The following is a 13,760-nucleotide window of genomic DNA, read 5'->3' as shown; positions in this document are numbered from 1 at the left end:
TTGAGTCTTAACTCAATTTTGCTAAAATCGTATTCAAAGTTTCACTCGGACGCATTGCTTTTTCAGTTAACTCAAAACTTGGATGATAATAACCACCAATTTTTTGTTCTTTACCTTGAGCAGCAATTAATTCAGCATCGATTTTCGCTTCGTTAGTAGTCATTGCTTCAGCAATTGGAGTAAAAGTTGCTTTCAATTCAGCATCTTTAGTTTGGTTTGCTAAAGCTTGTGCCCAGTAAAAAGCTAAGTAGAAATGTGAACCTCTGTTGTCAATTCCACCCACTTTTCTTGCCGGAGATTTGTCTTCTGCTAAGAATTTTGCGTTTGCTTCATCTAAAGTGTCTGCTAAAACTTGCGCTTTTGCATTGTTTTGTGTTTGTGCTAAATGTTCTAAAGAAGCTTGTAATGCTAAGAATTCACCTAATGAATCCCAACGTAAATAACCTTCTTCGATAAATTGCTCAACGTGTTTTGGAGCTGATCCACCTGCACCTGTTTCAAACAATCCACCACCATTCATTAATGGAACGATTGATAACATTTTTGCCGAAGTTCCTAATTCTAAAATTGGGAATAAGTCAGTTAAGTAATCACGTAATACGTTTCCAGAAACTGAAATCACATCTTTTCCTTGACGGATGATTCTCAACGTTTCTTTCATAGCATCTTTTACATCCAAAATGCGAATGTCTAAGCCCGTTGTATCGTAATCTTTTAAATATTTCTCAACTTTTTTGATGATTTCTCTATCGTGTGCTCTGTCTTTGTCTAACCAAAAAATAGCTGGAGTATCAGATAAGCGTGCTCTGTTAACTGCTAATTTTACCCAATCCTGAATTGGAGCATCTTTCACTTGACACATTCTAAAAATGTCACCAGCTTCTACTTTTTGAGATAGTAAAACGTTTCCATTTTCATCTTCCACGTTTACAATTCCGTTTTCTTTTAATTGGAATGTTTTATCATGAGAACCATATTCTTCTGCTTTTTGAGCCATTAATCCAACGTTTGGAACAGAACCAATTGTTTTTGGGTCTAAAGCACCATTTTGTTTCATTTCATCAATACAAGCGGAATAGAAACCAGCATAAGAACGGTCTGGAATAATAGCGATGGTATCTTCTTCTTTACCTTCTGTATTCCACATTTTTCCACCACTACGAGCTAAAGCAGCCATAGAAGCATCTACAATTACGTCAGAAGAAACGTGAAAGTTAGTAATTCCTTTTTCTGAATTTACCATAGCCACACGTGGGCCATTAGCTAAAGCATCAGCAATAGCTTGTTTGATTTCAGCTTCTTGAGGAATTCCAGCAATTTTATTATATAAATCTTGTAATCCGTTATTTGGATTGATATCTAATGAATTGAATAAGTCAGTATACTTAGTGTAAACATCAGCAAAGAAAGTTTCAACGATAGCTCCAAAGATAATTGGATCAGAAACCTTCATCATCGTTGCTTTTAAATGCGCAGAAAGCATTACGTTTTTCGCTTTAGCATCAGCAATAGTTGTTTTAGCGAATTGTTTTAAAGCATTTAAGTTCATCACTGAACTATCAATAACTTCACCTGCTTTTAAATTAGAGAAATCTTTTAAAACAGAAGTTGTTCCATTTTCTGCATTGAAGACGATTCTGAATTTCCCGTCTTTTTCAATAGTTGTTGAATTTTCGGTTCCGTAGAAATCACCTGAATTCATGTGAGCTACTTCGGTTTTACTATCTGAAGCCCAAGTTCCCATTTTGTGAGGATTTGCTTTAGCATAGTTTTTAACCGCTTTTGGCGCTCTTCTGTCAGAGTTTCCTTCACGTAATACTGGATTTACAGCCGAACCTAATACTTTACTATATTTTGCTTTAATTTCTTTTTCAGCATCATTTTGAGGCTCTTCAGGGAAATTAGGAATATTAAATCCTTGCGATTGTAATTCGGCAATCGCTTCTTTTAATTGAAGAACTGAAGCAGAAATATTTGGTAATTTGATAATGTTAGCTTCTGGAGTATTTGCTAGTTGTCCTAATTCGGTAAGTGCATCACCAATTTTTTGATCTTCTTTTAAAAACTCCGGAAAGTTTGATAAAATTCTGCCTGCTAAAGAGATATCTCTGGTTTCTATAGCAATGTTTGCAGTTTTTGTAAAGGCTTTTACAATAGGTAAAAACGAATGTGTAGCCAACATTGGCGCCTCATCCGTAATGGTATACATTATTTTAGATTGATTGGACATGAATGTTATGTGTTTGTTTGAATATAATTTGTAAAATCTGCCAAATATAGGAAATTTGAAAGAAATAATTTAGGATAAAGGCTTAAATCTTGCATAAAATTCAATAAAAAAAGCCACAACAATGTTGCGGCTTTTTATACTTGAGAAAGTACAAATTAGTTTTTGTATCTTCTTTCTTTGATTTTTGCTTTTTTACCAGTAAGATCTCTAAAGTAGTAGATACGAGCTCTACGAACTTTACCTCTTTGGTTCACTTCAACTTTTTGTAAAGCTGGCATGTTTACTGGGAAGATACGCTCTACACCAACAGCTCCAGACATTTTACGGATTGTAAAAGTTTCAGTTGCTCCAGCACCTCTTCTTTGGATTACAACTCCTTTGAAGAACTGAGTTCTAGTTTTTTCACCCTCTTTAATTTCGTAGTACACAGTGATAGTATCACCAGCTCCGAATACAGGGAAATCTTTTTTTGTTACAAATTCGCTATTAACGAAATCAACTAAATTTGACATAATCGTAATTATAAATGTTTGATTCAAAGCAACATACACGGTTATCGTCAGAGGTTGGTTCAAAGTGGGTGCAAAATTAAGAAAATAAATTAAATAATTAACAATTAATAATTGATAATTTTATCCAAAACATCAATTTTACTCTTCTAATAAATCAGGTCTTCTGTTTTTGGTATGTTCATACGCCATGTCTTCACGCCATTTTTCAATTTTGGCGAAATTCCCACTCAATAAGACTTCAGGAACTTTCAATCCTTTGTATTCGGCTGGACGCGTGTATATTGGTGGTGATAATAGATTATCTTGAAAACTATCTGTTAAAGCCGAAGTTTCATCACTTAAAACTCCAGGAATTAATCGAATAATCGCATCGCAAAATACGATTGCTCCAATTTCGCCACCACTTAATACGTAATCGCCAATCGAAATTTCGCGTGTAATATGCATATCACGAACACGTTGGTCTACACCTTTGTAATGACCGCATAAAATCAATATATTTTCATACATCGAAATCGAATTTGCCATTTTTTGGTTCAAGGTTTCCCCATCAGGTGTCATGTATATGATTTCGTCGTATGTTCTTTCGCTTTTTAGTTTCGAAATACAATCGTCAATTGGCTGAACTGACATAACCATTCCAGCTCCGCCACCAAACTGATAATCGTCCACACTTCTTTGTTTATTGGTAGTGTAGTCTCTTAAGTTGTGAAAATGGACTTCGACCAATCCTTTTTGAATGGCGCGTTTCATTATCGAAGCCTCAAAAGGACTTCGCATTAATTCGGGTAAAACGGTAATAATATCAATTCGCATGCTGCAAAGATAGTAGATTATTTTTTAGTTGCCGAAAGTGAATACACCATTGGAATTTTGTTTTCCAAGTGCTTGATTCGGAATTTATTCGGCTGAAATTCTTCGGTTTGATTGAAGCAATTGTAAGGCGAATAATCAAATTCGTTGAAAGAATTAATTTCTAATCCGTTTGAAATCAATGCATTTAAAACTTCTGAAATAGGATGGTTCCAAGTGATAGTAGTTGTATTGAGAGAAGCTTCTTTATCCGCATATGTTCCAGATTCTTCCTCTAAAATAGGTTCTACATTGAAATAATTATAAAAAACTTCCTTGAAATCGTTATCAAACATCCAAACCACAGGATGAAATTCGGCAAAAACAAATTTACCATCTGGTTTTAAGAAATGTGAAACTATTTTTGCCCATTTGCCCAAATCTGGAAACCAACCAATAGTACCATAACTGGTAAAAACAATATCAAATTTTTCGTCTAAATGGTTTGGAGCATCATAAATATCACAGCAAACGAAAGTGGTATCTAAATTTAATTTTTCATTGATTTCTCTTGCTCTTTCAATGGCTTTGTCTGATAAATCAACACCTGTAGCTTTAGCGCCCATTCTCGAAAAAGTCATGGTATCTTGACCAAAATGACATTGCAAGTGCAATACTTTTTTTCCTTTTACATCGCCAAGTAAATCTAATTCGATACTGTTTAATGTTGATTTTCCTTTCAGAAAACCTTCCATATCGTAAAAATCAGAGTCAATGTGAACATCAACTTTGTTGTTCCAAGTTTCTTTGTTTATGTTGATGTAATCTTTTGCTTCCATAGTATTCAAATAAGTATATCAAATCTACTATTTATTTTGTAATTTTGCACTTTCAAATTAAAAATCAAAACAATGGAAAACGGAATATACGCTAAATTTAACACGGCAAAAGGTGCTATTTTAGTAAAATTAACGCACGATTTAACACCAGGAACGGTAGGTAACTTCGTAGGATTAGCAGAAGGTCAATTAGAAAATTCGGCTCGTCCAATGGGAAAACCTTATTATGATGGATTAAAATTTCATCGTGTAATTCCTGATTTTATGATACAAGGTGGTTGTCCTCAAGGGCAAGGAACAGGTGGTCCTGGTTACAACTTCGACGATGAGTTTCACCCAAGTTTAAAACACGACAAGCCAGGCGTTTTGTCTATGGCAAATGCTGGACCTGGAACTAATGGTTCTCAATTTTTTATTACACACGTTCCAACAAATTGGTTAGATGGAAAACACACTGTTTTTGGTCACGTAATTGAAGGACAAGATGTTGTTGATGCTGTTGCAGGTGACGATGCTTTAGAAAGTATTGAAATTATTAGAGTAGGAGAAGAGGCTCAAAAATGGAATGCAGTGGAAGCTTTCAGAACATTTGAAGGTTCAAGAGAGAAAAGAATTGCTGAGCAAAAAAAAATGGCAGAGGAAGCTTTGGAAAAATTAGCCGCTGGTTTTCAAAAGACTGAAAGTGGTTTACGTTACCAAATCATCCAAAAAGGGAATGGTGCACAAGCTGAAAAGGGTAAAAAAGTATCAGTTCACTACCAAGGAGCATTAGAAAACGGACAAGTATTTGATTCTTCATACAAAAGAAAACAACCAATTGATTTCCAATTAGGAGTTGGACAAGTTATTGAAGGATGGGACGAAGGTATTGCTTTATTAAAAGTGGGAGACAAAGCACGTTTTGTGATTCCTTCTTACTTAGGATACGGTTCTAGAGGTGCAGGAGGAGTAATTCCACCAGATGCAACTTTAGTATTTGATGTAGAATTAATGGATGTGAAGTAATTAGTATTCATAATCAATATAAAATCTCAAAAACATTGTTTTTGGGATTTTTTTTTATATTTACCCATCAAACAAATCTTGAAATATGAAAATTAAAATTATTACAATAGTTCTTTTAGGAACATTTATTTATTCTTGTTCGTCAAAAGTTATTCAACCAGAAGCACCAAAAGTTGAAGATGCTCCTATTGTTATTGAAGCACCACTAACAGCTGAATTAGCCGAAGGTAGAGCTCTTTTTGTAAATAATTGTGCTAAATGTCACGATTTATATAGTCCTAAAGATTTTAATGCAGAACAATGGAAGCCAATTATGTTAAGTATGCAGAAAAAAGCTAAAATTTCAGATGAAGAAAGAGAAATAATTTACGCTTATCTAACAAAATAATAAAAAGTAATCCGTCAATTGGCGGATATTTTTTTGGTATCATTTTTGTATTTTTACCACCAATTATAATCTATGAAAACCAAAATATCTTTTTTCTTTCTTCTTTTCTCTTTGTTCTCTTTCGGACAAGTGCCGCATTGTGGCTTTGATTTTACGTCGTATTTAGTAGTAAAAGCCCATGAAGAAGGAAAATCTGATAATATTCCCGATTTAAAAATTACGTTGGTCAACGAAAAAGGAGAAGAAGTCATCAACGAGAATAACAAATACAGTTGGAAATACGGTAACCAAGCTTTAGTTTTTACTCGAAATCATTTAATAAGTAAACCAAACGAAGCTGAGAAATGGTTTTTTCCTTACGCTGGTGATACGTATTTACTTTCAGTAACGAATACATTTCCTGCGGAAGAATTCTTTATTAAAATTCAAGATACAAAAGGAAAATACAAAGAACAATTAGTGCAATTACAAGCTTTTAATATGTACATATTATGTTCGAGTGAAAACGAACGCCAAGCCAGAACTTTCGGACCTAGAAGCAATAATCCGATTGAAGTGATTTTGGAGAGAAAATAAAAAAAAAACACCTCAAAAAAGGTGTTTACTAAATTAATTACCGTTGTTAACAGCAATAACTTTTAGTGTTTTGTTACCAGCAGGCAATTCCCAATCTACTTGATCGTTTACTTTAAACCCAATAATCGCCACACTAAGCGGAACTAAAACGGAATATTTACTTTCTTTTATATTCGCCTGAGAAGGCAAAACAATTTGAAATTTCATTTGTTTTTGAGTGCTCATGTCTTCAATGATTACCTCAGAATTAATTCGAATAATATCATTTTCGATAGCATTATCTTCTATAATATTGCCTCTATCTAATTCTTCCATTAGTAATTTTATTTCTCTTGCGCTAGTTGCCGAAAGATTCGTTTTGGTAATCTTTTTTAGCAGTTTATGATCGCTTGATGTAAATGTTGGTATTGGTTTCATATTATTTTAATTTAAATTCATGAATTCTTCTCGGTTGTACTTTATAGAATCTTTATAGTAAATCTCAGTGAAATTTTGATTGGAATTGTGTTCCACTCTTTTATACAAGAAATCGGGCGTTATTTCTTTCGGATTTTCAAATCCACAAGCACCAATAAATTCACCAAAAGCTTTTAATGTATTTTTGTGAAAATTAGCGACTCGAACCCTTTTATCAGTAACATCTAATCCTTTGTATAACGATTTATCTTGCGTTGCAATTCCCACCGGACATTTTCCGCTATCGCATTGTAAAGCTTGAATGCATCCAAGAGCAAACATCATTCCTCGGGCACTATAACAAGCGTCAGCACCTAAAGCCAACGTTTTTGCAATATCAAAAGCAGAAATAATTTTTCCAGAGGCTAAAATTTTAATTTCGTCACGCAAACCATATTCTTTTAGAGTTTGGTTCACAAATACAATTGCATCTGAAAGCGCCATTCCCATATAGTCAATAAATTCAAGAGGTGCCGCACCTGTTCCTCCTTCAGCACCGTCAATGGTAATAAAATCAGGATAAATTTTAGTATGTAACATAGCTTTTACGATATCTATAAATTCATCTTTTCGACCAATACAAATTTTGAAACCTACTGGTTTAAAGTTGGAAAGTTCTTTCAATTGTCCAATAAAATATAGCAATTCGGTAGCATTTGAAAAGGCGGTATGACCAGATGGCGAATGTACCGTTGTAAAAGGTTTTATACTTCTAATTTTTGCTATTTCAGGTGTATTTTTTTCTGCTGGAAGTAATCCACCATGTCCTGGTTTTGCTCCTTGCGATAATTTTAATTCAATCATCTTTACTTGTTCGTAATTCGCTTTTTCTGCAAATAATTCACTAGAAAAGTTTCCTTTTTCATCTCTACAACCAAAATAGCCTGTTCCAATTTGCCAAATCAAATCGCCTCCCATCAAATGGTAATCACTAATTCCACCTTCGCCTGTATTATGCGCAAAATTCCCAAGTTTAGCTCCTTCGTTTAATGAAGTAATGGCAGTTTTACTCAAGGCGCCATAACTCATAGCGCTAATATTATAAATACTAGCATTGTAAGGTTGTAAACAATTTAAGCCACCAATTAGTGTTCTAAACTTTTTCTCATCTGCTTTTTTAGGATAAACCGAATGTGCAGCCCATTCATAACCAATACGATTAGGGTCATCTTGCATTCCAAAGGAAATGGTTTGTTTTTCGTTTTTTGCTCTTTGATATACGATAGAACGTTGTCTTCTGTTAAAAGGTTTTCCATCTAATTCGCCTTCAAAAAAGTATTGACGAAATTCAGGACGAATCGATTCAAATAAGTAGCGTAAACGTCCTACCAATGGGTAATTTTTTCGAACAGAATGTTTTGTTTGTGTACTATCGATTAATACGAGAAGCAAAGCTATTAATGGAGCACTTAAAAAAATGGAATGTACTTTATAATAAAAAACCAAGAAAAGAGTTCCTGTAAAAAAAGAAAGTGTAATTAACCAAATAATATGGCGTGCGTTTAGCTTCCCAAAAAGTTTTTTTTGTGACATGTTTTTTAGTTTTTAGATAAAAAAAATTATTCCAGAAGTTATTTCTGAAATGTTATTGAATGTAGTTTTGTAAAAGAAAATCCTCCGCCTGAAGAATATGTATAGAAAGACGGAGGCCTAATTGATGAAGGCCTTGCTGTGGGTAAATGCTACTACTTTTGTAATAGTATTTGAAATTAAAAGTGTATTTGAAACTAGGTATTTCAAAATGAAAGGGTTTAATTTGAGTACAAAGTTAAGTAAACTAATCAGATAAAAAAATTACTTCCATTTAATATTGCACCCAATACTCGGTTTCTGTTCCGAATTAATTAATCGATTCATAACCACACCATCAATTGCACTACGTAAATCAGAGCCACTTAACGGAATACCATTCGCTGGTCGGCTGTCGTCTAACTGTCCTCTATAAACCAATTTATTCTGATTGTCGAAAAGATAAAAATCAGGTGTACAAGCCGCATCGTAGGCTTTGGCAACTTCTTGTGTTTCGTCGAATAAATATGGAAATTCAAATCCGTTTTCAAATGCAAATTCGGTCATTAATTCTGGTGCATCTTGCGGATATTTTACCACATCATTACTAGAAATCGCAACAAAACCAATTCCCTGCACACGATAATCATTCACCACTTTTAGTACTTCTTCAATCACATGATGCACAAACGGACAGTGATTGCAAATGAACATTACGACCGTTCCTTTTTCTCCTTTACAATCAGCAAAAGTTTTATATTCATTTGAATTGGTGTCTCTCAAATGAAAATCTGGAGCAATTGTGCCTAATGGTAACATGTTAGAAGGAGTTTGAGCCATTTTGAAATTAGAATTAGAGGTTAGAATTTGGAAGTTTTAATCTTTCTACTTTTTACTTTTCACTTTTTACTTCGTTAATTATACGCACCAAATCTTTTATTGTTACAAAATGCGTCAATACTTTTTTTTAGGATTCCATTTTCTTACTTTTGCATCACAACACAACAACTATGTACAAAATCTTCATTCGTCCGTTACTTTTCTGTTTCGATCCAGAAAAAGTGCATTATTTTACTTTTTCATTAATTCGTTTTCTGAATAAAATTCCAGGTTTTTCAGGCTTATTTCAATCGCTTTACGAAGTAAAAGATGCTCGTTTAGAGCGAGAAGTTTTCGGAATTAAATTCAAAAATCCAGTAGGATTAGCAGCAGGTTTTGATAAAGATGCGAAGTTATATCAAGAATTATCGAATTTTGGTTTCGGATTTATTGAAATTGGAACATTGACTCCTGTTGGACAAGAAGGAAATCCTAAAAAACGTTTGTTTCGCTTAAAAGAAGACAATGCCATTATCAACCGAATGGGTTTCAATAATGGTGGCGTTAAAGAAGCAGTAGAACGTTTGAAACAAAATAAAGGCGTTTTAATCGGTGGAAACATTGGAAAAAATAAAGTTACGCCAAACGAAGAAGCGGTTAAGGATTACGAAATCTGTTTTGAAGCTTTGTTTCCGTATGTAGATTATTTTGTGGTGAATGTGAGTTCACCAAACACACCAAATCTTCGCGAATTACAAGATAAAAAGCCTTTGACTGAGTTATTACAAACGCTTCAAAATCAAAACAACGCAAAACCAAAACAAAAACCAATTTTACTAAAAATCGCTCCCGATTTAACTGATGAACAACTTTTAGACATCATTGATATCGTAAACGAAACCAAAATTGCCGGTGTAATTGCTACAAATACTACGATTTCTCGCGAAGGTTTACAATCAGAAAACAAATCAGAAATGGGCGGTTTGTCTGGAAAACCATTAACGAAACGTTCAACAGAAGTGATTCGTTTTCTTTCGGAAAAAAGTAATAAATCGTTTCCAATCATTGGAGTAGGAGGAATTCACACAGCTGAAGATGCGATGGAAAAATTAAATGCTGGTGCTAGTTTAGTTCAGCTATATACAGGATTTATTTACGAAGGTCCAGCTTTAGTGAAAGCAATCAACAAAAAGATTTTGGAAAACAGCTAAAATTTCTATCTTTGAAGCTATGAACGAAATCAAAATTATCGAATGTCCACGCGATGCCATGCAAGGCATTAAACCTTTTATTCCTACTGAAAAAAAGGTAAAATACATCCAATCGTTATTGCGTGTAGGCTTTGATACTATTGATTTTGGAAGTTTTGTTTCGCCAAAAGCGATTCCGCAAATGCAAGATACAGTTGAGGTTTTGGCTCAATTGGATTTATCGGCAACGAATAGCAAATTATTAGCCATTATCGCCAATACACAAGGCGCTCAGAATGCTTCAATCCATAAAGAAATTCAATATTTAGGATTTCCATTTTCGATTTCGGAAAACTTTCAAATGCGAAATACGCATAAAACCATTGCGGAAAGTTTGGTGACATTACAAGAGATTTTAGAAATCGCTGATAAATCGAATAAAGAAGTGGTTACCTACATTTCAATGGGCTTTGGAAATCCGTATGGAGATGCTTGGAACGTGGAAATAGTAGGCGAGTGGACTGAAAAATTAGCGAATATGGGTGTGAAAATTCTATCGCTTTCTGATACCGTTGGAAGTTCGACTCCAGAAGTTATTGATTATTTGTTTTCTAATTTGATTCCGAAATATCCCAACATTGAATTTGGAGCACATTTACACACTACACCAGACAAATGGTTTGAAAAAATTGATGCAGCTTACAATGCAGGTTGCCGTCGTTATGATGGTGCCATTCAAGGTTTTGGTGGCTGTCCAATGGCAAAAGACGATTTAACAGGAAACATGCCTACAGAAAAATTATTGTCGTATTTCACTACCAAAAGAGAAAATACGAATACCAGTCCAATGAGTTTTGAAAGTGCTTATAACGAAGCAACTAAACTATTTGGCGAGTTTCATTAAGCTGATTTTCTTCGCTTAAAAACTTTATAAATTTCTACCCAAAGTACAGAAATACTTCCCACTAAAACACAAATTCCTATTTGGGTTACACTTACCATTTCAAACAAGAAGAACTTTGAAAAAGCAGGAATAAACAATAGTAATCCTGTTAGTAAAATGGTGATTCCAATGATTAATCCCACCAAATTATTTTTGTACTGAATTGTTTTAAAAATCGAATAATAAAACGAACGATTCGCTAATGTTAATACGATATTAGAAGTGATTAATGTTAAGAAAATCAAAGTTCTAGTTCCGTTTTCTGACATGCTTTCTCCAATAGCATATTGATACATAAATAACAATCCTAACGTAATTACTAAGCCTTGAATGATGCTAATCAATACTTCTTTTAAGTTGAAAAAAGTCGTGGTTAGCGGTCTTGGTTTTTGCAGCATCAGATTGTCTTCCATGGGTTCATTTTCGTAAATGATAGAACATGTTGGGCCCATAATAATCTCCAAGAAAATAATATGAACTGGCGTAAAAATATTCGGATAGATCCAACCCAATGCCAACGGAATAAATACAATTAAGATAATTGGAATGTGAATCGAAATAATGTATTGAATTGCTTTTTTGAGGTTGATGTAGATTTTTCTTCCCATAGCGATAGCATCCGTCATTTTTTCGAAATTATCGTCTACGAGAATTAAATTGGCGGCTTGTTTGGCAATTTCGGTTCCTTTTTTACCCATAGCAATGCCTATGTGTGCCGATTTCAATGCAGGTCCGTCATTTACGCCATCACCTGTCATCGCTACAATCTGGTTGTTAGCTTTTAACGCTTGAATAATTTTAAGTTTGGCTTCAGGAAACATTCGTGTGAAAATAGAGGTTTCCATTACTTTTTCTTTCAAAGTCGCTTCATCCATTGCCATTAATTCGTCGCCATTCAAGACTTTATTTGCATTTTTAAATCCGACTTGTTTTGCGATGGTTGAAGTAGTTTCAGCATTGTCTCCTGTTACGATTTTTACTTGAATTCCTGCTTTGTAAAATGTTTCAAAAACGGCTTGGATATTGTGTTTTGGCGGGTCGTAAAACGCTACTAATCCTTTAAAGTTGAATTTTAATGCTTGTTGAGTTTCCGGATAATCGGTTCCAGAAAAGTCAGAAACTCCCACGCCTAAAACTCGAAATCCTTTTTGCGTCATGGCTTTCATCGCAGTTAAAATCTGATTTTTTTCAGCTTCATTCAAATGACTGACTTCGATTAAAGCTTCTGGTGCACCTTTTGCAGCGATGATTTTTTTACCTGATTCGTTTTCGAAAACGTGAGTCATCATTGGAGGTTTTCCACTTAACGGATATTCGTGAACCAATTTAAAATTTGGTCTTTCGTCGTCGCTTTCAAAATTGGAATACGCTTCATGAATCGCAATTTCCATCGCATCAAACGGAATAGGTTCGCTTGACCACATGGCGTAATTCAGTACTTCTTCGGCTTCTGTTGTTAATTTATCTTTTGTATCAATAATCGTATCAGAATCAAAAAGATACAATTCGGCCAAACTCATTTTATTTTCGGTAATGGTTCCGGTTTTATCGGTACAAATTACGGTCGCGCTTCCTAAGGTTTCAACCGTTTTGGTTTGTTTGGTAATGATTCCCATTTTCATCAAACGCCAAGCGCCTAAAGCCATAAATGTAGTAAACGCAACTGGAATTTCCTCTGGAATAACGCTCATTGCTAAGGTTAGCGCTTTTAATAAACTATCTAAAACAATTCTTGAATTGTAATAATTAATGCCCCAAACGATTCCGAAAATCACCAAACCAATAATCGACATTTTAGTAACGAAATTGTTGATCTGAATTTGCAAAGGCGTTTTTTCGTCTTCAATTGCATTCAAACTAGAGCCAATTTTCCCTAGTTGAGTGTTTTTTCCAATAGCAGTTATTTCGCAAATTGCAAGTCCTGAAGCTACAATCGTGCCTTGAAAAACTTGCTTGTTTTCGGATTCATTAGATTTAAAAACCGATAAAGATTCACCTGTTAAAATAGATTCGTTAACTGAAAAATCGTTGGATGAAAGAATAATTCCGTCTGCAGGAATAAAAGCGCCTTCTTCCAGCTGAACACAGTCTCCAATTACAATTTCTTCTGTGGGAATTTCGATTATTGTACTATTTCTAATGACTTTACATTTCGGTTGCGATAATTTTTTCAAAGCTTCAATCGCATTCCGACTTCTTGATTCTTGAAAAACTGAAATTGCAATTACAAATACAATTGCAATAGCCATAAAAATACCATCACCATAATCTCCAGTTATGAAATATATACTTGTTGCAGTAAACAATAAAAGAAACATAGGTTCCTTAACAATGTCTAATAACGAATTTAAGAAGTGGTTTTTTTTAGTATGTTCTACGGAGTTAGTTCCGTGAATTTTTGCGGATTCTAAAACTTCTAAATCGGTTAAACCTGTACTTGTTTTTTTAGAATCGGTCATTGTAGATGGATTATTATTTATGCAAGTTACATAATTTATTCT

At 34.1% G+C, this 13,760-nt stretch carries 13 protein-coding genes; 5 read left to right on the top strand and 8 right to left on the bottom strand.

Features of this window, described 5'->3' with window-relative positions:
• Positions 1–7: 7 nt before the first annotated feature.
• From AAEO58_RS12460 to AAEO58_RS12445, 4 genes are all read right to left on the bottom strand, one after another.
• Positions 8–2,230, bottom strand: coding sequence for an NADP-dependent isocitrate dehydrogenase (locus tag AAEO58_RS12460; RefSeq protein WP_341683725.1), 2,223 nt, complete (start codon positions 2,228–2,230; stop codon positions 8–10).
• A gap of 155 nt (positions 2,231–2,385) precedes the next feature.
• Positions 2,386–2,742: a 50S ribosomal protein L19 gene (gene rplS / locus AAEO58_RS12455; protein ID WP_133606146.1), complete on the bottom strand. Its 357-nt coding sequence runs from the start codon at positions 2,740–2,742 to the stop codon at positions 2,386–2,388.
• Positions 2,743–2,880: 138 nt separating this feature from the next.
• On the bottom strand, positions 2,881–3,558 hold the full coding sequence (trmD, locus tag AAEO58_RS12450; RefSeq protein WP_341683723.1) for a tRNA (guanosine(37)-N1)-methyltransferase TrmD: 678 nt from the start codon (positions 3,556–3,558) through the stop codon (positions 2,881–2,883).
• A 17-nt stretch (positions 3,559–3,575) separates the two neighbouring features.
• Positions 3,576–4,373: a class I SAM-dependent methyltransferase gene (locus tag AAEO58_RS12445; RefSeq protein ID WP_341683722.1), complete on the bottom strand. Its 798-nt coding sequence runs from the start codon at positions 4,371–4,373 to the stop codon at positions 3,576–3,578.
• Positions 4,374–4,445: 72 nt separating this feature from the next.
• Here AAEO58_RS12445 and AAEO58_RS12440 point away from each other — a divergent pair, with 72 nt between their 5' ends.
• The 3 genes from AAEO58_RS12440 (at position 4,446) to AAEO58_RS12430 (ending at position 6,342) form a co-directional block, all read left to right on the top strand.
• A complete protein-coding gene (locus AAEO58_RS12440; protein WP_341683721.1) occupies positions 4,446–5,378 on the top strand; it encodes a peptidylprolyl isomerase in 933 nt (310 codons plus the stop codon).
• An 85-nt stretch (positions 5,379–5,463) separates the two neighbouring features.
• Positions 5,464–5,766 carry a cytochrome c gene (locus AAEO58_RS12435; protein ID WP_341683720.1) on the top strand — a complete coding sequence of 101 codons (303 nt, stop codon included), beginning with the start codon at positions 5,464–5,466 and terminating at the stop codon, positions 5,764–5,766.
• 72 nt (positions 5,767–5,838) lie between these two features.
• The gene (locus tag AAEO58_RS12430; protein WP_341683718.1) at positions 5,839–6,342 is read left to right on the top strand and encodes a hypothetical protein; all 504 of its coding nucleotides are present in this window, start codon (positions 5,839–5,841) and stop codon (positions 6,340–6,342) included.
• Between the two features lie 33 nt (positions 6,343–6,375).
• On the opposite strand, the gene AAEO58_RS12425 is transcribed toward AAEO58_RS12430, so the two are convergent.
• The 3 genes from AAEO58_RS12425 to AAEO58_RS12415 all read right to left on the bottom strand — a co-directional run bounded on the left by AAEO58_RS12425 (position 6,376) and on the right by AAEO58_RS12415 (position 9,147).
• On the bottom strand, positions 6,376–6,759 hold the full coding sequence (locus AAEO58_RS12425; RefSeq protein WP_341683717.1) for a GreA/GreB family elongation factor: 384 nt from the start codon (positions 6,757–6,759) through the stop codon (positions 6,376–6,378).
• A gap of 6 nt (positions 6,760–6,765) precedes the next feature.
• Positions 6,766–8,331 carry an FMN-binding glutamate synthase family protein gene (locus tag AAEO58_RS12420; RefSeq protein WP_341683716.1) on the bottom strand — a complete coding sequence of 522 codons (1,566 nt, stop codon included), beginning with the start codon at positions 8,329–8,331 and terminating at the stop codon, positions 6,766–6,768.
• 261 nt (positions 8,332–8,592) lie between these two features.
• A complete protein-coding gene (locus tag AAEO58_RS12415; RefSeq protein WP_341683715.1) occupies positions 8,593–9,147 on the bottom strand; it encodes a thioredoxin family protein in 555 nt (184 codons plus the stop codon).
• 170 nt (positions 9,148–9,317) lie between these two features.
• Here AAEO58_RS12415 and AAEO58_RS12410 point away from each other — a divergent pair, with 170 nt between their 5' ends.
• On the top strand, positions 9,318–10,337 hold the full coding sequence (locus AAEO58_RS12410) for a quinone-dependent dihydroorotate dehydrogenase (RefSeq protein ID WP_341683714.1): 1,020 nt from the start codon (positions 9,318–9,320) through the stop codon (positions 10,335–10,337).
• 19 nt (positions 10,338–10,356) lie between these two features.
• On the top strand, positions 10,357–11,220 hold the full coding sequence (locus AAEO58_RS12405; RefSeq protein ID WP_262317514.1) for a hydroxymethylglutaryl-CoA lyase: 864 nt from the start codon (positions 10,357–10,359) through the stop codon (positions 11,218–11,220).
• On the opposite strand, the gene AAEO58_RS12400 is transcribed toward AAEO58_RS12405, so the two are convergent.
• Positions 11,217–13,718, bottom strand: coding sequence for a cation-translocating P-type ATPase (locus AAEO58_RS12400; protein ID WP_341683712.1), 2,502 nt, complete (start codon positions 13,716–13,718; stop codon positions 11,217–11,219). The two genes, AAEO58_RS12405 and AAEO58_RS12400, sit on opposite strands and share 4 nt — an antisense overlap.
• Positions 13,719–13,760: the final 42 nt, after the last annotated feature.

Source organism: Flavobacterium helocola, from assembly GCF_038289885.1.
In the GTDB taxonomy this organism is placed as follows: Bacteria; Bacteroidota; Bacteroidia; order Flavobacteriales; family Flavobacteriaceae; genus Flavobacterium; species Flavobacterium cheniae.
This window is presented reverse-complemented; position numbering and strand designations above follow the sequence as displayed.